This is a genomic window from Pseudomonas sp. BE134, from assembly GCF_031456105.1.
In the GTDB taxonomy this organism is placed as follows: domain Bacteria; phylum Pseudomonadota; class Gammaproteobacteria; order Pseudomonadales; family Pseudomonadaceae; genus Aquipseudomonas.
On sequence record NZ_JAVDUA010000003.1, the window covers coordinates 194,827 to 217,664 of the forward strand.

Annotated in this window: 22 protein-coding genes and 1 pseudogene; 11 read left to right on the forward strand and 12 right to left on the reverse strand. The window is 59.3% G+C overall.

Annotated elements, in window-relative coordinates; all coding sequences use genetic code 11:
* Positions 1-70: 70 nt before the first annotated feature.
* The 4 genes from hutH (J2Y56_RS04455) to hutG all read left to right on the forward strand — a co-directional run bounded on the left by hutH (J2Y56_RS04455) (position 71) and on the right by hutG (position 5,413).
* Positions 71-1,594 (forward strand): histidine ammonia-lyase, encoded by a 1,524-nt coding sequence (gene hutH, locus J2Y56_RS04455; RefSeq protein ID WP_310348862.1) that lies wholly within the window; start codon positions 71-73, stop codon positions 1,592-1,594.
* A 134-nt stretch (positions 1,595-1,728) separates the two neighbouring features.
* On the forward strand, positions 1,729-3,261 hold the full coding sequence (gene hutH, locus J2Y56_RS04460) for a histidine ammonia-lyase (RefSeq protein ID WP_310348865.1): 1,533 nt from the start codon (positions 1,729-1,731) through the stop codon (positions 3,259-3,261).
* A 132-nt stretch (positions 3,262-3,393) separates the two neighbouring features.
* Positions 3,394-4,599, forward strand: coding sequence for an imidazolonepropionase (gene hutI / locus J2Y56_RS04465; protein ID WP_310348868.1), 1,206 nt, complete (start codon positions 3,394-3,396; stop codon positions 4,597-4,599).
* Between the two features lie 10 nt (positions 4,600-4,609).
* Positions 4,610-5,413: an N-formylglutamate deformylase gene (gene hutG, locus J2Y56_RS04470; protein WP_310348870.1), complete on the forward strand. Its 804-nt coding sequence runs from the start codon at positions 4,610-4,612 to the stop codon at positions 5,411-5,413.
* A 16-nt stretch (positions 5,414-5,429) separates the two neighbouring features.
* Here hutG and J2Y56_RS04475 read toward each other — a convergent pair whose 3' ends face one another.
* Positions 5,430-5,948, reverse strand: a complete 519-nt coding sequence (locus J2Y56_RS04475; RefSeq protein WP_310335875.1) for a hypothetical protein — start codon at positions 5,946-5,948, stop codon at positions 5,430-5,432.
* 383 nt (positions 5,949-6,331) lie between these two features.
* Between J2Y56_RS04475 and pip the strand changes: the two genes are divergently transcribed.
* The 4 genes from pip (at position 6,332) to mdoH (ending at position 12,436) form a co-directional block, all read left to right on the forward strand.
* Complete coding sequence (pip, locus tag J2Y56_RS04480) at positions 6,332-7,303, forward strand: prolyl aminopeptidase (protein ID WP_150778900.1); 972 nt, start codon at positions 6,332-6,334, stop codon at positions 7,301-7,303.
* Positions 7,300-7,737: a D-aminoacyl-tRNA deacylase gene (gene dtd, locus J2Y56_RS04485; protein WP_007948982.1), complete on the forward strand. Its 438-nt coding sequence runs from the start codon at positions 7,300-7,302 to the stop codon at positions 7,735-7,737. Before pip ends, dtd begins: the two co-directional genes overlap by 4 nt.
* 321 nt (positions 7,738-8,058) lie before the next feature.
* Positions 8,059-9,873, forward strand: coding sequence for a glucan biosynthesis protein G (locus tag J2Y56_RS04490; protein ID WP_033049763.1), 1,815 nt, complete (start codon positions 8,059-8,061; stop codon positions 9,871-9,873).
* Positions 9,866-12,436 (forward strand): glucans biosynthesis glucosyltransferase MdoH, encoded by a 2,571-nt coding sequence (gene mdoH, locus J2Y56_RS04495; protein WP_033049757.1) that lies wholly within the window; start codon positions 9,866-9,868, stop codon positions 12,434-12,436. The genes J2Y56_RS04490 and mdoH overlap by 8 nt, the downstream gene beginning before the upstream one ends.
* A 167-nt stretch (positions 12,437-12,603) precedes the next feature.
* Here mdoH and J2Y56_RS28415 read toward each other — a convergent pair whose 3' ends face one another.
* The 11 genes and pseudogenes from J2Y56_RS28415 to ubiE form a co-directional block, all read right to left on the reverse strand.
* Positions 12,604-13,476: a methyl-accepting chemotaxis protein gene (locus J2Y56_RS28415; protein WP_405046841.1), complete on the reverse strand. Its 873-nt coding sequence runs from the start codon at positions 13,474-13,476 to the stop codon at positions 12,604-12,606.
* Positions 13,462-14,520, reverse strand: a pseudogene (locus tag J2Y56_RS28420) (methyl-accepting chemotaxis protein); the annotation flags it as partial. The gene J2Y56_RS28415 and the pseudogene J2Y56_RS28420, both read right to left, overlap by 15 nt.
* A 94-nt stretch (positions 14,521-14,614) precedes the next feature.
* Positions 14,615-15,322, reverse strand: coding sequence for a 16S rRNA (uracil(1498)-N(3))-methyltransferase (locus J2Y56_RS04505; protein WP_310335880.1), 708 nt, complete (start codon positions 15,320-15,322; stop codon positions 14,615-14,617).
* Positions 15,319-16,113 (reverse strand): twin-arginine translocase subunit TatC, encoded by a 795-nt coding sequence (gene tatC / locus J2Y56_RS04510; RefSeq protein WP_310348879.1) that lies wholly within the window; start codon positions 16,111-16,113, stop codon positions 15,319-15,321. The genes J2Y56_RS04505 and tatC overlap by 4 nt, the downstream gene beginning before the upstream one ends.
* Positions 16,110-16,568 (reverse strand): Sec-independent protein translocase protein TatB, encoded by a 459-nt coding sequence (gene tatB, locus J2Y56_RS04515; RefSeq protein ID WP_310348882.1) that lies wholly within the window; start codon positions 16,566-16,568, stop codon positions 16,110-16,112. Before tatB ends, tatC begins: the two co-directional genes overlap by 4 nt.
* A gap of 10 nt (positions 16,569-16,578) precedes the next feature.
* The gene (locus tag J2Y56_RS04520; protein ID WP_310348885.1) at positions 16,579-16,857 is read right to left on the reverse strand and encodes a twin-arginine translocase TatA/TatE family subunit; all 279 of its coding nucleotides are present in this window, start codon (positions 16,855-16,857) and stop codon (positions 16,579-16,581) included.
* A gap of 25 nt (positions 16,858-16,882) precedes the next feature.
* Positions 16,883-17,215: a phosphoribosyl-ATP diphosphatase gene (locus J2Y56_RS04525; protein WP_007899279.1), complete on the reverse strand. Its 333-nt coding sequence runs from the start codon at positions 17,213-17,215 to the stop codon at positions 16,883-16,885.
* A complete protein-coding gene (hisI, locus tag J2Y56_RS04530; protein WP_007948971.1) occupies positions 17,208-17,609 on the reverse strand; it encodes a phosphoribosyl-AMP cyclohydrolase in 402 nt (133 codons plus the stop codon). The genes J2Y56_RS04525 and hisI overlap by 8 nt, the downstream gene beginning before the upstream one ends.
* Positions 17,610-17,770: 161 nt before the next feature.
* A complete protein-coding gene (gene ubiB, locus J2Y56_RS04535; RefSeq protein ID WP_007948970.1) occupies positions 17,771-19,375 on the reverse strand; it encodes a ubiquinone biosynthesis regulatory protein kinase UbiB in 1,605 nt (534 codons plus the stop codon).
* Positions 19,372-19,995: an SCP2 domain-containing protein gene (locus tag J2Y56_RS04540; RefSeq protein ID WP_310335890.1), complete on the reverse strand. Its 624-nt coding sequence runs from the start codon at positions 19,993-19,995 to the stop codon at positions 19,372-19,374. Before J2Y56_RS04540 ends, ubiB begins: the two co-directional genes overlap by 4 nt.
* The gene (gene ubiE / locus J2Y56_RS04545; protein ID WP_007948968.1) at positions 19,995-20,765 is read right to left on the reverse strand and encodes a bifunctional demethylmenaquinone methyltransferase/2-methoxy-6-polyprenyl-1,4-benzoquinol methylase UbiE; all 771 of its coding nucleotides are present in this window, start codon (positions 20,763-20,765) and stop codon (positions 19,995-19,997) included. The genes J2Y56_RS04540 and ubiE overlap by 1 nt, the downstream gene beginning before the upstream one ends.
* Positions 20,766-20,920: 155 nt before the next feature.
* Here ubiE and J2Y56_RS04550 point away from each other — a divergent pair, with 155 nt between their 5' ends.
* The 3 genes from J2Y56_RS04550 to J2Y56_RS04560 all read left to right on the forward strand — a co-directional run bounded on the left by J2Y56_RS04550 (position 20,921) and on the right by J2Y56_RS04560 (position 22,673).
* A complete protein-coding gene (locus J2Y56_RS04550) occupies positions 20,921-21,196 on the forward strand; it encodes a polyhydroxyalkanoic acid system family protein (RefSeq protein WP_007948967.1) in 276 nt (91 codons plus the stop codon).
* Positions 21,197-21,448: 252 nt separating this feature from the next.
* Complete coding sequence (locus J2Y56_RS04555) at positions 21,449-21,871, forward strand: phasin family protein (RefSeq protein ID WP_007948966.1); 423 nt, start codon at positions 21,449-21,451, stop codon at positions 21,869-21,871.
* 10 nt (positions 21,872-21,881) lie between these two features.
* Positions 21,882-22,673: a phasin family protein gene (locus tag J2Y56_RS04560; protein WP_310348891.1), complete on the forward strand. Its 792-nt coding sequence runs from the start codon at positions 21,882-21,884 to the stop codon at positions 22,671-22,673.
* The last annotated feature ends 165 nt before the right edge of the window (positions 22,674-22,838 follow it).

Below are 22,838 nucleotides of genomic sequence, written 5' to 3' on the forward strand. Positions count from 1 at the left end.
GGAGCGAGCCTGCTCGCGAAGGCGGCGGTGGAGCTGCATTAAAATTGAAGAAATACAGTTGAGGTCAAAGATGTCCCAGGCTGAAAAAATCGTTATCGCCGATGCCCCGGTGCGTTGGCAGGATGTGGTGGCCGTCGCCCGTCATGGCGCGCAGCTTGAGCTGTCGACGCAGGTCTGGGCACGCATTGAAAACGCCCAAGGCATCGTCCAGCGCATCGTCACCAGCGGCGAGCGCGCCTATGGCATCAACACCGGGCTCGGTGCGTTGTGCAACGTCTCCCTGCAAGATGAACAACTCAGCCAGTTGTCGCGCAACACCTTGCTCAGTCACGCCTGCGGCGTTGGCGCACCGCTGACCAACGAGCAGACTCGCGCAATCATCTGTGCCGCCGTCATCAACTACAGCCATGGCAAATCCGGCCTGCACCGTCAGGTGGTTGAAGCCCTGCTGGCGCTGCTCAACCGTGGTATTACCCCGCAAGTGCCATCCCAGGGGTCCGTGGGCTACCTGACGCACATGGCGCACATCGGCATTGCGCTGCTGGGTGTCGGCAATGTCAGCTATCGCGGGCAGATCGTTTCCGCCCAGCAAGCCCTGGCCGAAGAAGGCCTGCAACCGGTCAAGCTCGGCGCCAAAGACGGTTTGTGTCTGGTCAACGGCACGCCATGCATGACCGGCCTCAGCTGTCTGGCGATTGCCGACGCCGCGCATTTGCTGCACTGGGCCGACGTGATCGGCGCCATGAGTTTCGAAGCCCAACGCGGTCAGATCGATGCGTTCGACGCCGAAATCATCGCGCTCAAGCCGCATCCGGGCATGCAGCAAGTCGGCATCAATTTGCGCGCTGTGCTCGATGGCAGTGAAGTGATCGCCAGCAGCAAAGGCATTCGTACTCAGGATGCGTTGAGCATCCGTTCGATCCCGCAGGTACACGGCGCTGCCCGTGATCAGTTGGTTCATGCGACCAAACAGATCGAAAACGAACTCAACGGCGCCACCGACAATCCATTGGTGCTCGGCACGCCGGACAATTACCGCGTCGTTTCCCAGGCCAATCCGCACGGCCAGTCCGTAGCGATGGCGGCGGACCTGCTGGCCATCGCCATGGCCGAAATCGGTTCCATCGCCGAGCGCCGTCTGGACCGTCTGATCAACCCGCATGTCAGCGGTCTGCCGGCGTTCCTTGTGGCCAATCCGGGCGTTAACTCCGGAATGATGATCGTCCAATATGTCGCCGCTTCCCTGTGTGCGGAAAACCGTCAATTGGCGCAACCCGCCGTGCTCGACAACTACGTCACGTCCGGCCTGCAGGAAGACCACTTGAGCCTGGGCACCAACGCCGCGCTGAAGCTGCATCGTGCGCTGGAAAACTGCACGCAGATCCTTGCCATCGAGTACTTGCTGGCGGCCCAGGCGTTTGAATTCTTGAAAGAGCAACGCTTTGGCGCGGGCACTGATGCGGCGTGGCGTCTGCTGCGCGAGCATGTCCCGGCTTATGATCAGGACCGCTGGCTGGCCCCGGACATCGCTGCGGCGGCCGCTGTGTTGAAAGAACAGAATTTGCTGCACAAGGCTTTACCAAACCTGAACTGATTTCCAATAAAAACCAGCGTGCCAAGGCGCCAGCCCCCTCATAAAGGGGGAAGCGACGGACAACGGATATTTCCGGAGCGTCTGGTCTGCCTCTCTATACAGAGAGCATTAACAACTCTCAAAAGGAGCATGAAATGACTGCGCTAAACCTGATTCCCGGCCAATTGAGCCTTGCCCAGCTGCGTGATGTCTACCAGCAGCCAGTGAAACTGACCCTCGACAACAGCGCCTCGACCCAGATCGAAGCCAGTGTTGCTTGCGTGGAACAGATTCTCGCCGAGAACCGCACCGCTTACGGTATCAACACCGGTTTCGGCCTGTTGGCGTCGACCCGTATCGCCAGCGAAGACCTGGAAAACCTCCAGCGCTCGCTGGTGTTGTCACACGCCGCCGGTGTCGGCGAGCCGATCAGTGACGCGCTGGTGCGGCTGGTGATGGTGCTCAAGGTCAACAGCCTGAGCCGTGGTTTTTCCGGTATTCGTCGCGTGGTCATCGACGCGCTGATCGCGCTGATCAACGCCGAGGTCTACCCGCACATTCCATTGAAAGGCTCGGTCGGTGCTTCCGGTGACCTGGCGCCATTGGCGCACATGTCGCTGGTGCTGCTGGGTGAGGGCAAGGCGCGCTACAAGGGCGAATGGATGGAAGCGACCGAAGCGCTGAAAGTCGCTGGTCTCACTCCGCTGACCCTGGCCGCGAAAGAAGGCCTGGCACTGCTCAACGGCACCCAGGTGTCGACCGCTTATGCCTTGCGTGGTCTGTTCGAAGGCGAAGACCTGTTCGCTGGCGCGGTGGCGCTGGGTGCGTTGACCGTTGAAGCAGTGTTGGGCTCGCGTTCGCCGTTCGATGCCCGCATCCATGCTGCTCGTGGCCAGAAAGGCCAGATCGACGCTGCTGCCGCTTACCGAGATTTGCTGGGCGAACGCAGTGAAGTGTCCGACTCGCACGAGAACTGCGAAAAGGTCCAGGATCCGTACTCCCTGCGTTGCCAGCCACAAGTCATGGGCGCCTGCCTGACCCAGTTCCGTCAGGCCGCCGAAGTGTTGGCCGTCGAAGCCAATGCCGTCTCCGATAACCCACTGGTATTCGCTGCTGAAGGCGATGTGATTTCCGGCGGTAACTTCCACGCCGAACCAGTGGCCATGGCCGCTGACAACATGGCACTGGCCATCGCGGAAATCGGCTCCCTGAGCGAACGCCGCATCTCGCTGATGATGGACAAGCACATGTCGCAACTGCCACCGTTCCTGGTGGCCAACGGTGGCGTGAACTCCGGCTTCATGATCGCTCAAGTGACGGCAGCGGCACTGGCCAGCGAGAACAAGGCACTGGCACATCCGCATTCGGTAGACAGCCTGCCGACCTCGGCGAACCAGGAAGACCACGTGTCCATGGCCCCGGCGGCGGGCAAGCGTCTGTGGGAAATGGCCGAAAACACTCGCGGTGTGCTGGCGGTGGAATGGTTGGCGGCGGTTCAAGGTCTGGACTTGCGCAATGGTCTGAAGACTTCGGCAAAACTGGAAAAGGCCCGGGCGATTCTGCGTAAAGAAGTGCCGTTCTATGAGAAGGACCGCTTCTTTGCGCCGGACATCAATGCGGCGACCGAGTTGTTGGCGACCCGCTGCCTGAATGAACTGTTGTCGGTGAAGTTGCTGCCTAGCCTTTAACCCCCCCCATCGATCGTTCCCACGCTCTGCGTGGGAATGCAGCCCGTGACGCTCCGCGTCACTGGACGCGGAGCGTCCCTAGAGGCATTCCCACGCAGAGCGTGGGAACGATCACAAGACGAGGAATTCGGGATGAAAACTCTCTGGCAACACTGCCACGTCGCAACCATGGCGCAAGGCGTCTACTCGATCATCGAGGATGCGGCCATCGTGACGTCCGGTGCGCACATTGAGTGGATCGGCCCGCGCGCTGAACTGCCGGCGGGTGAATACCCGGCCGTCAACGATTTGAATGGGGCCTGGGTCACTCCGGGCCTGATCGACTGCCATACCCACACGGTGTTTGGCGGTAACCGCAGCGGCGAGTTCGAACAGCGTCTGCAAGGTGTCAGCTACGCGCAAATCGCCGCGGCCGGTGGCGGCATCGCCAGTACCGTGCGCGCCACGCGCGCGGCGACCGAAGACGAGTTGTTCGCCAGCGCCGCCAAGCGTCTGAACAGTCTGATGCGCGACGGCGTGACCACGGTCGAAATGAAGTCCGGCTATGGCCTCGACCTGGCCAGCGAACGCAAAATCCTGCGCGTGATCCGCCGTCTCGGCGCCGAACTGCCGGTGAGCGTGCGCAGCACCTGCCTTGCCGCTCACGCCTTGCCGCCGGAATACGCCGATCGCGCTGACGACTACATCGATCACATCTGCGCCGAGATGCTCCCGGCGCTTGCCGCTGAAGGGCTGGTGGATGCGGTGGATGCCTTCTGCGAATACCTGGCGTTCTCGCCAGCGCAGGTCGAGCGCGTGTTCATCACCGCACAGGAACTCGGTTTGCCGGTGAAGCTGCACGCCGAGCAACTGTCATCGCTGCACGGTTCGAGCCTGGCGGCGCGTTATCACGCACTGTCGGCCGATCACCTGGAGTTCATGACCGAGGACGACGCCATCGCCATGGCCAAGTCCGGCACTGTCGCGGTGTTGCTGCCCGGCGCGTTCTACTTCCTGCGGGAAACCCAATTGCCGCCGATGGAGGCCTTGCGCAAACACGGGGTGAAAATCGCCATCGCCAGCGACCTCAACCCCGGCACCTCGCCAGCGCTGTCGCTGCGTTTAATGCTGAACATGGCCTGCAGCTGTTTCCGCATGACCCCGGAAGAAGCGCTGGCCGGTGCGACCATTCACGCCGCCACGGCGTTGGGCATGGCCGACACCCATGGTTCGCTGGAAGCCGGCAAGGTCGCGGACTTTGTCGCCTGGCAAATCGATCGTCCCGCCGACCTGTCGTACTGGCTGGGCGGTGACCTGGAAAAACGCGTCGTGCGTCACGGCGTCGAGACAAGCGTTTAGGAGAGCAGTTGTGGATAAGGTTCTGAACTTCAAACAAGGCCGCGTGCCACTACTGATCAGCATGCCCCACGCTGGTGTGCGCCTGACCCCGGCGGTCGAAGCCGGGTTGATCCCCGACGCCCGCAGCCTGCCGGATACCGACTGGCACATCCCGCAGCTTTACAATTTTGCCGCAGAACTGGGCGCCAGCACCCTGGCCGCCGAGTATTCGCGGTTCGTGATTGACTTGAACCGGCCGTCCGACGACAAGCCTTTATATGTCGGCGCGACCACCGGTCTGTATCCGGCGACGCTGTTTGACGGCATACCATTGTTCCGCGAAGGGCTGGAGCCTTCGAAAGAAGAACGCGCGACCTGGCTGGAACAGATCTGGACGCCGTATCACACAACCTTGCAGAACGAACTGGCGCGACTCAAAGCCGAGTTCGGCTATGCGCTGCTGTTTGACGCGCACTCGATCCGCTCGATCATCCCGCACCTGTTCGACGGAAAATTGCCGGACTTCAACCTTGGCACCTTCAATGGCGCCAGTTGCGATCCTGAGTTGGCCAGCCAGCTGGAAGCCATTTGCGCGCGTCACGGCGATTACAGCCATGTGCTGAACGGTCGCTTCAAGGGCGGCCACATCACCCGGCATTACGGCAATCCGGCCGAGAACATCCACGCCGTGCAACTGGAGTTGGGGCAGTGCACTTATATGGAAGAGTTCGAGCCGTTCCGCTATCGGCAGGATCTGGCTGCGCCGACGCAAGTGGTGCTCAAGGAGTTGCTGCAAGGTTTGTTGGAGTGGGGATCTAAAAATTCCTTGAGGTAAGGTTGGGGGGCGGGCATTAAATAGAATGATTGCCACGGTTTAACAGATTGAAGCTTCCAAATAGTTGGAAGGGTTCTTCTTGGGCGTTTTCAACTAGAAGGCTGAAAGCGCCTGTGATGCATGTTTTTTCTTTATTCCACAAGTAGGTTGTACTGCCAGATTTGCCAATGTGGTATTCGATCGTATCTGTTGGTTTGCCATTGTCAGGTTTTATGACGACTATCTTGAACAGGTTTCCACTGTTTTTGGTCAGTATTGGCGGGCGGGTCCCGGGCTGGAATGGTTGGTTATTGGCGGATGTCTCTCCGGCAATAGTTAGCTGAATGGAGAAAATTTCGTCGGCTAAACCGCTTTTAATGGCTGGATCTTTGTAAGTGTCTTGGAAAGCTTTTAGTACCCAGCATTCACTTCCTGATGAGTCAACGCTCTTTTCTATGCCTATTTTATTTGCCTTGAATACGAAGTCTCCCGCTGGGAATTTTATGGTCGCATTGAATTCTTCTTTAGGGTTTTGTGATGTAGATGGCGTGCTCATAATATAGTCTCCAGATTGAAATATTGCCTTTGCGGATGGCGGTTACTGTTTGCTTGTTGATTTAATATTTCTCAATATTTTTTGTCTGCTGGTATTTTTGACAGTTTTTTATATTGTTTAGTTATATTGATCTGTCTGTATGCAGGAAACCGCCAGTATGGATACGACCTGTTATTAGGCGTGGGACTAGTACACGGCTGTTTGTACGCGCGCGGCGAGGACATTGAGCTCGGCGCACTCTTTGAAACGCTGCTCGGATTTTTTGCTGACAGACGCTGACGCAGCAAGGGCATGCTCATCGACGTAATTCGGGTTTATGATGCCGGACGGTAGAATATTAGAAGTCCCCCCAGGGATGACCTCGACCCCTTACGGAGCGCGCAATGCAGACTTTGTACCCGCAGATCAAACCCCACGCCCGGCACGATCTGGCCGTCGACGAAACCCACACGCTGTATGTCGACGAAAGCGGTTCTCCTGAAGGTTTACCGGTGGTGTTCATCCACGGCGGCCCCGGCGCCGGGTGTGATGCCCAGAGCCGCCGGTATTTCGATCCGAACCTGTATCGCATTGTCACCTTCGACCAGCGCGGTTGCGGTCGCTCCACTCCCCACGCCAGCCTCGAAAACAACACCACCTGGGATCTGGTCGCCGACCTTGAGCGGATTCGCCAGCACCTGGGCATCGACAAATGGGTGTTGTTCGGCGGCTCCTGGGGTTCGACCCTGGCGCTGGCCTACGCGCAAACCCATCCGGAGCGTGTGCACGGTCTGATCCTGCGCGGGATTTTTCTCTGCCGTGCGCAGGAAATCGAATGGTTCTACCAGGCTGGCGCCAGCCGCCTGTTCCCTGATTACTGGCAGGACTACGTTGCGCCGATCCCGATGGACGAGCGCGACGATTTGCTCGGCGCTTTCCACAAGCGCCTGACCGGCAATGACCAGATTGCCCAGATGCACGCGGCCAAGGCCTGGTCTCTCTGGGAAGGTCGGACCGCCACCCTGCGTCCGAATCCACTGGTGGTCGATCGCTTCTCGGAGCCTCAGCGTGCGCTGTCGATTGCACGCATCGAGTGTCACTATTTCACCAACAACGCCTTCCTTGAGCCCAACCAGCTGATTCGTGACATGGGCAAGATCGCCCATTTGCCGGGTGTGATTGTCCATGGTCGCTACGATGTAATTTGCCCGTTGGACAATGCTTGGGAATTGCATCAGAACTGGCCGAACAGCGAGTTGCAAGTCATCCGTGACGCTGGTCATGCCGCTTCCGAACCCGGCATCACCGATGCATTGGTGCGCGCCGCCGGCCAGATGGCGCGCCGCCTGCTCGACCTGCCGCCTGAAGAAGCATGAAGGGCCTGCTGCAACGCGTGCGTGGTGCGCGAGTCGAGGTAGCGGGGGAGGTGGTGGGTGCGGTCGACCAGGGATTACTGGTGCTGGTCGCCGTCGAGCCCGAGGATACGAGGGCCAGCGCCGACAAACTCCTGAATAAACTGCTTAACTATCGGGTATTCAGTGACGCCGAAGGCAAGATGAATCTGTCCCTGACAGATGTCGGCGGCGGGTTGCTGCTGGTCTCACAGTTCACCTTGGCCGCCGACACAAAAAACGGGTTGCGTCCGAGTTTTTCTACTGCGGCCCCTCCTGCCTTGGGTGAGGAACTGTTCGACTATCTATTAGGTAAAGCGAAACAGGTGCATGGCACTGTGGCATCAGGTAGATTCGGCGCGGATATGCAGGTGCACCTGGTCAACGATGGCCCGGTAACCTTCCTGTTACAGACCTGAAAGCACTTGAAACAACTTTTTTAAGGCTTTTCGACTGCAAACAGGCGTTTTTCGCGTGAAATACTTTGTTGCGCATGATGCGTTGTAACGCGGCCTGCTAGATAATCGCGCGCTACGGGGATCGGCGTTCGTTGGTCCATTTTGACTTAGGTAGAGACTTGTCCTGGACCGTTTGGGGAATCATTTAGCCCCATCGGAGTCGGAACAATGCTCGCCAACTTGGCAAGAGTGGTTTGCAAGGTCGGTTTTTTCATGCCGTTGACCGTGCAGGCCCTTCAACTGGCCGTTGGTTTTTTGATCTGTTTTCGGCGAGGGTTGCTCGTGATTGTTAGTCCCTGTAATGCACCAAAATTGACTGCCAAACGGTTCCGAAACGCTCTGGTAGCGGGCTCTGCTCTGCTTTGCCTGTTCAGCGCCGGCCAGTTGTGGGCTTTCAATCTGGAGGATGTGTCGGTCAAGGCAAAAGAGCTGGCCGCGCAAAAATACGAAGCTCCGCGCAGTAACCTGCCGAACGAATTCCGCGATATGAAATTCGCGGACTATCAGAAAATTCGTTTCCTGACCGAAAAAGCTGAATGGGCGGACCAGAAAACTCCGTTCAAGCTGTCGTTCTATCACCAGGGTATGCATTTCGATACGCCGGTGAAAATCAACGAAATCACGGCTAACTCCGTCGCAGAGATCAAGTACGACCCGACTCGTTTCGATTTCGGCGACGTGAAATTCGACCCTAAAGCCACCGAGCAACTCGGTTATGCCGGTTTCCGGGTGTTGTACCCGATCAACAAGGCTGACAAGCAAGACGAAATCATGACCATGCTCGGCGCCAGCTACTTCCGCGTCGTCGGCAAGGGTCACGTCTATGGTTTGTCTGCTCGGGGCATGGCGATTGATACCGCGTTGCCATCCGGCGAAGAGTTCCCGCGCTTTACCGAGTTCTGGATTCAACAGCCAAAGCCGGGCGACAAGCATCTGGTGATTTTTGCGTTGCTGGATTCGCCGCGTGCTACCGGTGCCTATCGCCTGACCTTGCGTCCGGGCAGCGACACCATTGTTGACGTCAAGGCGCAGGTGTTCCTGCGTGACAAGGTCGGCAAGCTGGGTATCGCTCCATTGACCAGCATGTATCTGTTCGGCGCCAACCAGCCATCGAAAGTGCTGAACTACCGCCGTGAACTGCACGACTCCAGCGGCCTGGCAATCCATGCCGGCAACGGCGAATGGATCTGGCGCCCATTGAACAACCCGAAACACCTGTCGGTGAGCAACTTCTCGGTCGAGAATCCGCAAGGCTTCGGCTTGCTGCAACGTGGCCGTGACTTCAGCCACTACGAAGACCTTGATGATCGTTATGACAAGCGTCCAAGCGCGTGGATCGAGCCGAAGGGTGACTGGGGCAAGGGTACCGTGGATCTGGTCGAGATTCCGACCGCCGACGAAACCAACGATAATATCGTTGTTTTCTGGAACCCGGAAAAACTGCCAGAGCCTGGCCAGCCGCTCGATTTTGCCTATCGCCTGCACTGGACCATGGACGAAGCCTCGCTTCACGCCCCCGACAGCGCCTGGGTCAAACAGACCCTGCGTTCTACCGGTGACGTCAAACAGTCCAACCTGATTCGTCAGCCGGACGGTAGCGTTGCTTATCTGGTGGACTTCGAAGGTCCGTCCCTGGCGGCATTGCCGGCAGAGTCGGACGTGCGTAGCCAGGTCAGCGTGGGTGACAATGCCGAGCTGGTCGAGAACAGCGTGCGTTACAACCCTGAAACCAAGGGCTGGCGCCTGACTTTGCGCATGAAGATCAAAGACCCGGGCAAAGCCACCGAAATGCGTGCGGCGCTGGTGCAGAGCATCGTGCCGGCCGACCTGGCCAAGACGTCGCTTCCCGCGTCGAATTCGTCTGTCGCCAAAGCCGACAAGGTTGCCGCCAAGCAACAGGAAAAAGCCGACAAGGAAGCCAAGCAAGCAGAGGCCAAGCAGGCCGATGCCAAGCCGGTTGCAGATGCCAAGGACAAGGCCAACAAAGACGCCCAGCAGCCTGTTGCTGCCGACGCGGCCCCAGCCACACCGGAATCGGCGCCGACTGAAGAAGTCCTGACCGAGACCTGGAGCTACCAGTTGCCTGCCGATGAGTAATTCTCAAGTACAGCCAGAGACACTTGCCGAGTATCTGGCGCATCTACCGATGACCGACCAGCAGCGCGCGGAACTCGCGGGCTGCCAGTCCTTTAGCGAATTGCACCAGCGTCTGTCGTCTTCAACGTTCGATGCACCGACCGAGGCCGCCCAGGCTTCGGTAGGCCGTCGCTTGACCCTGAGCACGGCGCAAGAGCTGGAAGAAGCGGAAATGCTGGCGGTCGACGCCAGCGGTCGGGTTTGCCTCAAGGCGACTCCGCCGATCCGTCGGACCAAAGTCGTGCCGGAGCCGTGGCGCACCAACATCCTGGTGCGTGGCTGGCGTCGTCTGACCGGTCGCACCAATCCGCCGGCTCCGCCGAAAGATGAACGCGTGTTGCCGGCTGCCCGCTGGCGCACCGTGGGTTCGATCCGTCGCTATATCCTGCTGGTGTTGATGCTCGGCCAGACCATCGTGGCCGGCTGGTACATGAAAGGCATCATGCCGTATCAGGGGTGGTCGTTCGTCGACCTCAACGAAGTCCTGCATCAACCGCTGCTGCAAACCGCCACGCAAGTGATGCCGTATGCGCTGCAAACCAGCATCCTGATTCTGTTCGGGATTCTGTTCTGCTGGGTATCGGCCGGTTTCTGGACCGCGCTGATGGGCTTCCTCGAGTTGCTCACCGGTCACGATAAATACCGCATCTCCGGTAAAAGCGCCGGTAATGAGCCGATTCCAAAGGACGCACGCACCGCACTGGTGATGCCGATCTGCAACGAAGACGTACCCCGGGTATTTGCCGGTTTGCGCGCGACGTTTGAATCGGTTGCGGCCACGGGTGACCTGGATCGCTTCGACTTCTTCGTCCTCAGCGACAGTAACGACGCGGATATTTGCGTTGCCGAACAGCAAGCCTGGCTGGACGTGTGCCGCGAAGCCAAGGGCTTCGGCAAGATCTTTTACCGCCGTCGCCGCCGTCGTGTGAAACGCAAAAGTGGCAACCTCGACGACTTCTGCCGTCGTTGGGGTGGCGATTACAAGTACATGGTCGTGCTCGACGCGGACTCCGTGATGAGCGGCGAATGCCTGACCAGTCTGGTGCGCTTGATGGAAGCCACGCCGGACGCCGGGATCATTCAGACCGCGCCGCGTGCATCGGGCATGGACACGCTGTATGCGCGCATGCAGCAGTTTGCGACTCGCGTGTACGGTCCGCTGTTTACCGCCGGTCTGCACTTCTGGCAGTTGGGCGAATCCCACTACTGGGGCCACAACGCGATCATCCGCATGAAGCCGTTCATCGAGCACTGCGCCCTGGCGCCGTTGCCGGGTAAAGGTGCTTTCGCCGGTGCGATCCTGTCCCACGACTTCGTTGAAGCCGCGCTGATGCGCCGTGCCGGCTGGGGCGTGTGGATTGCCTATGACTTGCCGGGCAGCTACGAAGAACTGCCGCCGAACCTGCTGGACGAACTCAAGCGTGACCGTCGCTGGTGCCACGGTAACCTGATGAACTTCCGCCTGTTCCTGGTCAAAGGCATGCACCCGGTTCACCGGGCGGTGTTCCTGACCGGCGTGATGTCTTATCTGTCGGCGCCGTTGTGGTTCTTTTTCCTCGTGCTGTCGACGGCGCTGCTGGCGGTCAATACGCTGATGGAGCCGCAATACTTCATGGAGCCGCGTCAGCTCTATCCGTTGTGGCCGCAATGGCACCCGGACAAAGCCGTCGCGCTGTTCTCCACGACGGTGGTGCTGTTGTTCCTGCCGAAGCTGTTGAGCATCATCCTGATCTGGGCCAAAGGCGCGACAGAGTTCGGTGGCAAGCTCAAGGTGACCCTGTCGATGCTGCTGGAGATGCTGTTCTCCATGCTGCTGGCGCCGGTGCGGATGATTTTCCACACCCGTTTCGTACTGGCCGCGTTCCTCGGTTGGGCCGCGACCTGGAACTCGCCACAACGTGACGACGACTCCACGCCATGGAGCGAAGCGGTCAAGCGCCACGGTCCGCAGACCTTGCTGGGCTTCTTCTGGGCCTTGCTGGTGATCTGGCTGAACCCGAGCTTCCTGTGGTGGCTGGTGCCGATCGTCGGTTCGTTGATGCTGTCGATCCCGGTGTCGGTGATCTCCAGCCGGGTCGGTCTGGGCCTGAAATCCCGTGACTCGAGCCTGTTCCTGATTCCCGAGGAATACAATCCGCCGCAGGCGTTGCTGGCGACTGACCAGTACACCCACGAAAATCGTTATCACGCACTGAACGACGGCTTTATCCGGTCGGTGGTCGACCCGCAGCAGAACGCCCTGGCGTGCTCGCTGGCGACGTCGCGTCACGGTCAGGCCGAGCCGATCGAGTGGTTGCGGGTAGAGCGGGTTCGTCACGCCTTGAAAGTCGGGCCTCATGGCTTGAACAATAATGAGCGTGTGCAACTGCTGAGCGACCCGGTGGCATTGGGTCGTCTGCATGAGCAGATCTGGAGCGAAGGCCACCCCGAATGGCTGAAGGCCTGGCGCACATCGGTGAAAGCCGATCCCCACGCGCCGCTGTTGCCGCTCAAGCCGCTGAGTGCACAGCCTCAGTTGGCGTAATGAAAAACCCCGCGAAAGCGGGGTTTTTTTGCGCCCAGGATCGCTGGATCGTTCCCACGCTCCCCGTGGGAAAGCATCCTGTGACGCTCTGCGTCACGCTTGAGAAGGGACGCGGAGCGCCCCGGACGGCATTCCCGCGCGGAGCGTGGGAACGATCATGCGGCTGATCAAACCTTGAACCTGCCCACCAGCATCTGCAGTTGCGTCCCTAACCGCGCCAGCTCAACGCTGGACGCTGCGGTCTCTTCACTGGCTGCCGAGGTCTGCTCGGACACATCGCGCACGTTCAGCGCGCTGCGATTGATCTCCTCGGCCACCGCTGTTTGCTGCTCGGCTGCGGCGGCAATCTGCTGGTTCATCGTCTGAATCGCCGACACGGTGCGGGTGATGCTTTCCAGTGAACCGCCGGCCCGGCGGGTCAGTTCGACGCTGCTGTCAGTCAGGGCGCGGCTGTTGTCCATGATGGTCGCGACTTGCTGGGTGCCGGTTTGCAAACCGACGATCAACTCTTCGATTTCTTCGGTGGACTTCTGGGTGCGTTGCGCCAGGCTGCGAACTTCATCGGCAACCACCGCAAAACCACGTCCCGCTTCACCGGCACGGGCCGCTTCGATGGCTGCGTTGAGGGCCAACAGGTTGGTTTGTTGGGCGACGGATTTGATCACGTCGAGCACGCTGCCGATCTTGTCGCTTTCGCGTTTCAAATCGCCCATCGCGGCGGTGGAATTGCCGACTTCGAGGGCCAGGCGCTCGATCTGGGCGATGGCTTCACCGACCACTTTGTCACCTTCACGGGCTTGCTGATCGGCGGCGACAGCGGCTTCGGAGGCTTCTTCGGCATTGCGCGCGACTTCTTGCACGGTCGCGGTCATTTCATTCATGGCCGTGGCCACCTGATCGGTTTCGACCTTCTGGCTGTTGACCCCGGCGCTGGTTTGCTCGGTGACTGCCGACAGCTCTTCAGCGGCGTTGGCGATTTGCGTGACGCCGTCGCTGATACCGCCGATCAATTCACGCAGACCCAGGATCATGCTCTGCATGGCGCGCTGGAGCTGACCGAGTTCGTCGCGACGCTTGGAGGTCAGATTGTGAGTCAGGTCGCCGGCCGCCACACGTTCAGCCACTTTGAGGGTCTGGCTCAGCGGTATGACGATCTGACGAGTGATCGCCCAAGCTGCGATCATGCCAAAGACCAAGGCCAGGGCGGTGGCCAGCAGCAGCATGTTCTTGGCATGTGCAGCATCGGTATCGCGCACTACGGTTTGCGAAATCGTGAGCTTTTTGCTGGTGCCAAGCAGGATTTCGCCTTGGGCGGCCATGCGTTTGATCGCGTCGGCGCTGGCGACCTGAGAGTCGCGGTACTGGCTGACAGCCGCGCGGTAATCTTTGAGCGATTCGGTGGCCTGTTGCAGTTGGGCAGCGTGTTGTTCAGACAGTTCGGGCGGCAGGCTTTCCAGGTTTTTCAGGGCGTTGTCGATGGCGTCCAGCGCGGGCTGTTCGGCTTCTGGCTTGCCGCTGTAGGTGTAGCCGCGAACCTGGAAGCGCGCTTGCTGAATCAGTTTGCTCAGGTCAATCACGCTGTTGAATTGCGTAACACTGTCGCCCTGCAGCATGATTTTTTCGATTTCAGCAACCTTGGCCACGGCGTTGTCGGCGGTGGCACCGAGTTTGCTGCGGGCGTTTTCGCGGTTGGCACCGGCCTGGGTCAGGGCGATGAAGGCTTGCTTGTACTGGCTGACGGCGGCCAGTTGCTGGTCGATCATGGCCACGTCGGCAGGTTGCTCGATCATCTGGCGGGCGGCTTGCAGGCCGGTTTCGAGCTTGCCCAGCATCTCGTTTACGGCATCGGGGCTTTGTTCGCCGCGACGGTTTTCGTAGTCCAGACGGGCGATGCGCAGGTCTCTGCTCAGGTCATTGATACTGGAAATGAAGCCCAGCTTATCGCCGCGGCTTGTCACATCACTCAGGCCGGTCCAGCCAGTAAAGGTGATCAATAAAGTAAGCAGCAGCACCAGGCCGAAACCGATCCCCAGTTTGCGATTGACGCTGACGTTTCCCAGACTCTCGGCTAGCCATTGGTACATGCTGCAACTCCCTGGACCACTGATTTGGTTTTGTGGGAACTGTATCGGCAGGCGGGAGAGAATCTGTAGGCGCTGGTTAAATGACTGTGGCGAGTCAGAAGAGGCGGGCGAGCAGCGCGGTGACGGCGGTTTCGACGCGCAGGATGCGCTCGCCGAGTTGCACCGGTTGCAGGCCGGCCTTGCCCAACAGGTCGATTTCGTAAGGGATCCAGCCACCTTCAGGGCCGATGGCCAGGGTCACCGGTTCGGCCAGGCCACGGGGGCAGGGCGGGTACTGGCCGGGATGGCCGACCAGTCCGAGGGTGCCTTCGGTAATCGCTGGCAGGCGGTCCTCCACGAACGGCTTGAAGCGCTTCTCGATGACGATTTCCGGCAGCACACTGTCCCGGGCCTGTTCGAGGCCGAGGATCAACTGCTCGCGAATCGCCTCGGGTTCCAGAAACGGGGTTTGCCAGAAGCTCTTCTCGACGCGGTAGCTGTTCACCAGCACGATACGTGGCACACCCATGGCGGCCACGGTCTGAAACACCCTGCGCAGCATTTTCGGGCGTGGCAGGGCCAGCACCAGGGTCAATGGCAGCTTGGTCGGGGGCGGTTGGTCGAGGGTGACCCGCAGTTCGGCTTCAGCGGCGTCCAGGCGTAGCACTTCTGCCGAGCCCATCAACCCGCCGATCCTGCCGACGCGCATGCTGTCACCGACTTCGCAGCGGTGGACTTCCTGCATGTGCGTCAACCGGCGATCACGCAGGATCACCCGGTCGGCCGCTATGAAGTCGGCTTCTTCGAGGAGTAGCAGGTTCACGGTTGGGTCGCTGGCGGCTGGTCGTTGTGATCGTCAACCGGTTGATCGTCCGGATGCTCGCCACGTTTGCTGATCAGGCTGCCAAACAAGATGCCGATCTCGAACAACAGCCACATGGGTACGGCCAGCAAGGTCTGCGAGAAGATGTCCGGCGGCGTCAGGATCATGCCGACCACGAAGCAACCGATGATCACGTAAGGGCGGATTTTCTTCAGATACTTGACGTCGACCACGCCGATCCATACCAACAGCACCACGGCCACCGGAATTTCAAACGCCACCCCGAAGGCGAAGAACAGCGTCATGACGAAATCGAGGTAGCTGGTGATGTCGGTCATCATTTCCACGCCGGCCGGGGTGGCGGCGGCGAAAAACTTGAAGATCAGCGGAAACACCAGGTAATAGGCGAACGCCATGCCGGCGTAGAACAGCACGATGCTGGACATCAACAAGGGTACGGCAATGCGCTTCTCATGCTTGTACAAACCCGGTGCGATGAAGCCCCAGATCTGATGCAGGATCACCGGAATCGCCAGGAACAGCGACACCATCATGGTCAGCTTCAGTGGCGTCAGGAACGGCGACGACACGTCGGTGGCGATCATGGTCGCGCCGGCTGGCAGGTACTCGCGCAGTGGCGTGGAGACGAAGGTGTAGATCTGCTGGGTAAAGGCAAACAACCCGGCAAAGATGATGAAGACCGTCGCTACACAACGCAGCAGGCGGGTACGCAACTCGGTGAGGTGCGAAACCAGCGGCATGTGCTGGTCGTTTTCGGGGAGATCGCTCATGGGGCTCGCGGCGGCAGTGTTGGGTCATGAGGGGCCGGCGCGGTCGGCGCGACGGCAGGCGCTACCGGTTCTACCGGGGTTGCTGAAGCAGCGGGCGCAGGTTGTTCCATCGCAAAAACAGGTGCAGGCGCGGGTGCAGGCTCAGTGGCGGCGGCAGGCGCGTGAATCGTCTGCGCCCCCACGTGTTCCACCGGCGTCGGCTCCTGCTGAGTCGGCGAGAAGATTTTCCGCGCCTCCTGTTCCAGCGACAGAATGTGCTCGTTGTGCAACTGCCGACGTATCTCGTCGGCGCCTATTTCACGTTCAACTTCCTGCTTGATCGCGTTGAAGCTGCGCTTCAAGCGTCCGACCCACAGGCCGGCGGTGCGCGCAGCACCCGGCAAGCGCTCGGGGCCCAGCACCAGCAGGGCAACGAGGCCGACGAGCAGCAGTTCAGAGAAGCTGATACCAAACATTAGTCAGTGCTCACACGTCTTTGCGGATCGGCTCTTCGACTTTTTTTGCCTGCACATCGATGGTGTGCGGCTGGTTCACGGACTGCGTGGTCTGTGGTTGAACAGGTGGAACCGGTTGGGCCGAGGTCGCCGTCGGATCAGCCGGCTTTTCGTCATCGTTCATGGCCTTGCGAAAGCCCTTGATCGACTCGCCCACGTCAGTGCCGAGGTTTTTCAGTTTCTTGGTGCCGAATACCAGTACGACAACAACCAGGATGACGATCCAGTGTTTCCAGTCAAAAATGCCCATGTTGCTGCTCCTCTCTAATAGTTATTCAGGCGGACGGGCGCGAGGCTTTCTCGGCGTGTCCGGACAGACCGAAACGACGGTCCAGTTCATCGAGTACAGCCTGTGGATGTTGGCCCAGTTGGGCGAGCATGACCATGCTGTGGAACCACAAATCGGCGGTCTCGTAGATCACATCGCTGCAGTCGCCACTGATGGCGGCATCCTTGGCGGCGATGATGGTTTCGACCGACTCTTCGCCGACTTTTTCCAGAATCTTGTTCAAGCCCTTGTGGTACAGGCTGGCGACATACGAACTGTCGGCGGCAGCGCCTTTGCGCTCTTCCAGCACTTGGGCCAGGCGGGTCAACGTGTCACTCATGGGTGTGTCCTGCGGAGTAGATGGCGTGCGGGTCCTTGAGCACCGGGTCGACGGTTTTCCAGTCGCCGTTCTCGAAGACACGGTAGAAGCAGCTTTGGCGGCCGGTATGGCAAGCGATGTCGCCAATTTGCTCCACCATCAGGATGATCACATCGGCGTCGCAGTCCAGGCGCATCTCATGCAGGGTTTGCACGTGGCCGGACTCTTCGCCCTTGCGCCACAGCTTGCCACGGGAGCGTGACCAGTAAATGGCACGATTCTCCGAAGCGGTGAGTTCCAGCGCTTCACGGTTCATCCAGGCCATCATCAGGACGCGCCCGGTTTTGTAATCCTGGGCAATCGCGGGCACCAGGCCATCAGCGTCCCACTTGATCTCGTCCAGCCAGTTTTTCATCTTCAGTTCCTGAAGCAGCTCCAAGCTTTTAGCTTTAAGCGGCAAGTAAAAGCCAGTGTGCGTCTGTCTTTCGTAAGGTGCAACGCGCATATCTACAGGCGTGAATCAAACGTGAGTGCTGCGAACATCGCTTGAAGCTTATAACTTGCAGCTGATTCGTGCTATCGGCGAACGACCAGATACAAACCGACGGCCATCATGATCCCGGCCGGCCAATAAGCCATTTGGTTCAGCGGCCCCCCGGCGGCGAGGATCGCGCCACCGGCCAGATGGGCCGTGCCGAGCAGCCGCAGGAACCAGTCGTCACGACGTCGGTGCCACGGGGGTGGCGGGTCGTAGGCGTGGGGTTGGGACATGCGTTCGAGCAGGTCGCGGGCCATGTTGGCCAGGTGCGGCAACTGTTCGAACTGGCTTTGCACGTTGCCGAGCAAGGCTTTAGGGCTGACACGCTCGCGCATCCAGCGTTCAAGGAACGGTTGCGCGGTGTTCCACAAGTCCAGGTCCGGGTAGAGCTGACGGCCCAGGCCTTCGATGTTCAACAGGGTTTTTTGCAGCAATACCAGCTGCGGCTGCACTTCCATATTGAAGCGTCGGGCGGTCTGGAACAGGCGCATCAGCACCTGGCCGAAGGAAATATCTTTTAACGGTTTTTCGAAAATCGGCTCGCACACGGTGCGGATTGCCGCTTCGAATTCGTTGAGTTTGGTTTCCGCCGGCACCCAGCCCGAATCGATGTGCAATTGCGCCACGCGACGGTAGTCACGCTTGAAGAAGGCAAAGAGGTTGCGCGCCAGGTAGTCTTGATCTTCCGGGGTCAGGCTGCCGACGATGCCGCAGTCGATCGCAATGTACTGCGGGCTCCACGGGTTGACGGTGCTGACGAAGATGTTTCCGGGGTGCATGTCGGCATGGAAGAAACTGTCACGGAACACCTGGGTGAAGAAAATCTCTACGCCGCGCTCAGCCAGCATCTTCATGTCCGTGCGCTGGTCGGCGAGCGTCGTCAGGTCGGTGACCTGGATGCCGTAGATACGTTCCATCACCAACACTTTCGGCCGGCACCAGTCCCAATAGACTTGCGGCACATACAGCAGCGGCGAGCCTTCGAAATTACGCTTCAGCTGGCTGGCGTTGGCCGCTTCGCGCAGCAGGTCGAGTTCGTCATAGATGGTTTTTTCGTAGTCGCTGACCACGTCCACCGGGTGCAGTAGGCGCGCGTCTGCCGAGAGCTTTTCGGCGGCGCGGGCCAGAATGAACAGCCACGCCAGATCCTGGGCAATAATCGGTTTGAGGCCTGGGCGGATCACCTTGACCACCACTTCCTCGCCGGTTTTCAGCTGCGCGGCATGCACCTGCGCCACCGAGGCGGACGCCAGGGGCTCGACGTCGAAGCGACTGAACACTTCACTGATCTTTTTGCCGAGCTGTTCTTCGATCAGCTTGACCGACACTTGCGAGTCGAACGGCGGCACGCGGTCCTGCAGCTTCATCAGCTCATCGGCGATGTCTTCCGGCAACAGGTCACGGCGGGTGGAGAGAATCTGCCCGAACTTGATGAAAATCGGTCCAAGGTCCTGCAACGCCAGGCGCAATCGCGCGCCACGGCTCAAGTCCAGCGTCTTGCGCGGGAACCAGCGCCACGGCAGCGCGTACCGCAGTGCCAGCAGGAACCAGGGCAGCGGCAGGGCAAACAGCAGGTCATCGAGGCGGTAACGAATCACAACGCGCTGGATGCGCAACAAACGGCGGACGGCAAGCAGCTTCATGCGTTATCGCTTGGGTCGAGGGATCGGGAAAGGCGCTCGAAGTGCGCCTCGAGACGTTCCAGATCGAGTTTGATCTGGTCCAGTTCACTGAAACGGGCTTCGGCTTCGCGCTGACCGACGAGGGTGCGCGACTCTTCTGCAAGGTATTCGCCCAGGTTTTGGCCCAGGCTGGCAAACCCTTGCTGATACCAGCGTGCGCGGCTGCGCAGGTGGCCGCCGACCAGTTGCGTGGCCACCGGGCCGAGCCAGCGTGAGAGTTCGTACTCCCAGTCCAGCTCCAGGTCCTGAAGGATCGCCGCCAGTTCCAGCAGCACGCCGCTGTCACCGTCGAGTTCGACTTCAGGGCCATGCAGGACCGAGGTCTTGTCCTTGCTCATCGCCAGTTTCAACAGGCTGGAGGCCGGCGCACGCAAGGTGCAGTCGGCGCCGGTTTCCCAATGAGCGGCCAGCATCAGGCCTTCGTCACTGGGCAAGATGAACAGCTGCAACGCCGGGCTGCGACAGTCGACGGCAATCACCCGGCCGCTCAAATGCGCCAGCCGCGGCAGCGCTGTGCTGTCGAGACGCAGCACCCGGTTAAGGCCGAGTTCAACGCTGGCGAGCAGACCGGCCAGCAACATCAGGGTTTGATGCCACGGTGCAGGGCGACGATGCCTGCCGTCATGTTGTGGTAGGTCACGCGGTCGAAACCGGCCTCGACCATCATCGACTTCAGGGTTTCCTGATTCGGGTGCATGCGGATCGATTCGGCCAGGTAGCGATAGCTTTCCGAGTCGTTGGTGATCAGCTTGCCCATCAGCGGCATGAACGCGAACGAATAGGCATCGTAGGCTTTGGACATCAGCGCGTTGGTCGGCTTGGAGAACTCCAATACCAGCAGACGACCGCCAGGCTTGAGTACGCGCAGCATCGAACGCAGTGCGTCTTCCTTGTGCGTCACGTTGCGCAGGCCGAAGGCGATGGTCACGCAGTCGAAGTGATTGTCCGGGAACGGCAGCTTTTCAGCGTCTGCCTGAACAAATTCGACATTGCCGGCCACACCGAGGTCCAGCAGGCGGTCACGACCGACCTTGAGCATGGATTCGTTGATGTCGGCCAACACCACCTGGCCGGTCGGGCCGACGAGGTGCGAGAATTTTTTGGTCAGGTCGCCTGTACCGCCAGCGATGTCCAGCACGCGATTGCCGGTGCGCACGCCCGAAAGCTCGATCGCGAAACGCTTCCACAAACGGTGCATGCCGCCCGACAAGAGGTCGTTCATCAAGTCGTACTTGGCGGCTACGGAGTGGAAAACCTCAGCGACTTTTTCCGCTTTTTGGCTTTCCGGAACGTTTTTGAAACCGAAGTGAGTGGTGGGTTCGGCATCGCTGCCTTTGCGCTGATCAGTCATATCGCTGTCACCAGAAGAGAATGCGGGACATTCTAATCCCCAAGGCATGCTTTGTCTTGGCAAGGCTGAAGGTAAGATGGGCAACCACCGGGACGTTTTGACGCAGCAATGGTCAAGATGCTTCAGGAAAGTATCCACAAAGCAGGAGTCATTCGATGGCCCGTATTAGTGTTGAACGTGCCCACGGCCTGGGTAAGGAAGCGGCCCGCGAGAAGGCCAACATGCTGGCGCAGAAACTGTCCGATCAATATGGCCTGGAGCCGCAGTGGTCCGGTGACACGCTGAACCTCAAGCGCTCGGGCGTCAAAGGCGCGGTGCATGTCAGCGAGGATTCGATTCGCGTCGATGTGGAATTGGGGCTGATGATGTCGGCCATGAGCGGCATGATCAAATCGGAAATCGAAAAGGCCCTCGATAAAGCGTTGGTCTGATCCCGTTCCTTTTTGTGAATCGAGATCCCTGTGGGAGCGAGCCTGCTCGCGATGACGGAGTGTCAGTCGACATCTAAGTCGGATGATGGACCGCTATCGCGAGCAGGCTCGCTCCCACAATTTTTTGTTGTGGTGCTCCCGAAGGTTTATGTCAGTTGTTAGGGTGCCGTTTCTAATTTTTCTCCCTACTTTGTGCCCAAGCCCGACACTTTCGCGGGCCGTTCCTCAAACCTTCTGAGCGTGAGGTGCACCATGGCCAAAGTAATTTTGAAGAAAAAAATCGACGCATCGACCACTGCACTGGGCGACGTTAAATCCTATGCCCGCAAGATCTGGCTAGCAGGCCTGGGTGCCTACACCAAGGTCGGTCAAGAGGGTGGCGAGTACTTTCAAGAGTTGATCAAGGCTGGTCAAACTGTTGAAAAGAAAGGCAAAAAAGTAGTGGCCGAAAAACTTGAAGCCGCCAATGCCGAGATCGTTGAAGCCAAGAGTGAAGTGAGTACTTTCAAAGGCAAGGTCGAAGTTCAACTCGACAAGGTCGAGAAGGCTTTTGACTCGCGTGTCGCAAGTGCCTTGAATCGTATCGGCATTCCGTCTAAACATGACGTTGAGACACTCTCTGCTAAGCTCGATGAGCTGACGGCATTGCTCGAACGCGTCGCGCGTAAATCTTAAGGAGAACGGGATGGCTGGTAAAAAGAACACCGAAAAAGAAGGCAGCTCGTGGATCGGGAAAGTCGAAGACTACTCCCGCAAAATCTGGCTGGCTGGTTTAGGCGTGTACTCGAAGATCGACACTGACGGCAGCAAGCTCTTCGATACATTGGTCAAAGACGGCGAGAAAGCCGAGAAGCTCACCAAGAACGCTGTCGGCAAGAAAGTCGACGCCGCCAAGGATTCTGCTACTTCGGCCAAGTCACGTATCACTGGCGTTAAAGATCGTGCACTGGGCAAGTGGGACGAGCTGGAAGGGGCTTTCGACAAGCGTCTGAACAGCGCCATTTCGCGCCTCGGTGTACCGAGCCGCAACGAAGTGAAAGCACTGCACAGCAAGGTCGACACGCTGACCAAGCAAATCGAAAAACTCACCGGTGCCAAGGTTGCGCCTGTAGCGGCGAAAACCGCAGCGGCAAAACCAGCGGCTAAAACCGCTGCCAAGCCACTGGCAAAAGCAGCTGCCAAACCAGCGGCCAAGCCTGCAGCCAAAACTGCCGCAGCCAAGCCAGCGGCCAAACCGGTTGCTGCTAAACCTGCTGCCAAACCGGCAGCCAAGCCAGCAGCAAAACCTGCTGCAGCGAAGAAGCCCGTGGTGAAAAAACCGGCAGCGCCGAAAGCCGCCGCACCAAAACCAGCAGTGGCAGCTGCCAAGCCGGCAACTCCGGCCGCACTGGTCAGTGCATCGAACTCTTCAACCGCGCCGACCCCTGCTGTAACCCCGACTGTAGCGCCAGCAACGACGCCAACCAGTCAGTCCTGATTTCAGGGCTCAAAAAAACGCCCGGCCTGCAAAGGTCGGGCGTTTTTGTTTGTGCAGGGATTTAAGGTCACTACAAAACCAATGTGGGAGAGAGCCTGCTCGCGAAAGCAGTGTGTCAGTCGACATCAATGTTGAATGATATGCCGCTTTCGCCGGCAAGCCGGT

Excerpts from the sequence above, each read along its gene's own strand:
- hutH (WP_310348862.1), top strand. The coding sequence starts at position 71 with ATGTCCCAGGCTGAAAAAATCGTTATCGCCGATGCCCCGGTGCGTTGG.
- hutH (WP_310348865.1), top strand. The coding sequence starts at position 1,729 with ATGACTGCGCTAAACCTGATTCCCGGCCAATTGAGCCTTGCCCAGCTG.
- hutI (WP_310348868.1), top strand. The coding sequence starts at position 3,394 with ATGAAAACTCTCTGGCAACACTGCCACGTCGCAACCATGGCGCAAGGC.
- J2Y56_RS04475 (WP_310335875.1), bottom strand. The coding sequence starts at position 5,948 with ATGAGCACGCCATCTACATCACAAAACCCTAAAGAAGAATTCAATGCG.
- pip (WP_150778900.1), top strand. The coding sequence starts at position 6,332 with ATGCAGACTTTGTACCCGCAGATCAAACCCCACGCCCGGCACGATCTG.
- dtd (WP_007948982.1), top strand. The coding sequence starts at position 7,300 with ATGAAGGGCCTGCTGCAACGCGTGCGTGGTGCGCGAGTCGAGGTAGCG.
- mdoH (WP_033049757.1), top strand. The coding sequence starts at position 9,866 with ATGAGTAATTCTCAAGTACAGCCAGAGACACTTGCCGAGTATCTGGCG.
- J2Y56_RS28415 (WP_405046841.1), bottom strand. The coding sequence starts at position 13,476 with ATGCAGAGCATGATCCTGGGTCTGCGTGAATTGATCGGCGGTATCAGC.
- tatC (WP_310348879.1), bottom strand. The coding sequence starts at position 16,113 with ATGAGCGATCTCCCCGAAAACGACCAGCACATGCCGCTGGTTTCGCAC.
- tatB (WP_310348882.1), bottom strand. The coding sequence starts at position 16,568 with ATGTTTGGTATCAGCTTCTCTGAACTGCTGCTCGTCGGCCTCGTTGCC.
- J2Y56_RS04520 (WP_310348885.1), bottom strand. The coding sequence starts at position 16,857 with ATGGGCATTTTTGACTGGAAACACTGGATCGTCATCCTGGTTGTTGTC.
- J2Y56_RS04525 (WP_007899279.1), bottom strand. The coding sequence starts at position 17,215 with ATGAGTGACACGTTGACCCGCCTGGCCCAAGTGCTGGAAGAGCGCAAA.
- hisI (WP_007948971.1), bottom strand. The coding sequence starts at position 17,609 with ATGAAAAACTGGCTGGACGAGATCAAGTGGGACGCTGATGGCCTGGTG.
- ubiB (WP_007948970.1), bottom strand. The coding sequence starts at position 19,375 with ATGAAGCTGCTTGCCGTCCGCCGTTTGTTGCGCATCCAGCGCGTTGTG.
- J2Y56_RS04540 (WP_310335890.1), bottom strand. The coding sequence starts at position 19,995 with ATGTTGCTGGCCGGTCTGCTCGCCAGCGTTGAACTCGGCCTTAACCGG.
- ubiE (WP_007948968.1), bottom strand. The coding sequence starts at position 20,765 with ATGACTGATCAGCGCAAAGGCAGCGATGCCGAACCCACCACTCACTTC.
- J2Y56_RS04550 (WP_007948967.1), top strand. The coding sequence starts at position 20,921 with ATGGCCCGTATTAGTGTTGAACGTGCCCACGGCCTGGGTAAGGAAGCG.
- J2Y56_RS04555 (WP_007948966.1), top strand. The coding sequence starts at position 21,449 with ATGGCCAAAGTAATTTTGAAGAAAAAAATCGACGCATCGACCACTGCA.
- J2Y56_RS04560 (WP_310348891.1), top strand. The coding sequence starts at position 21,882 with ATGGCTGGTAAAAAGAACACCGAAAAAGAAGGCAGCTCGTGGATCGGG.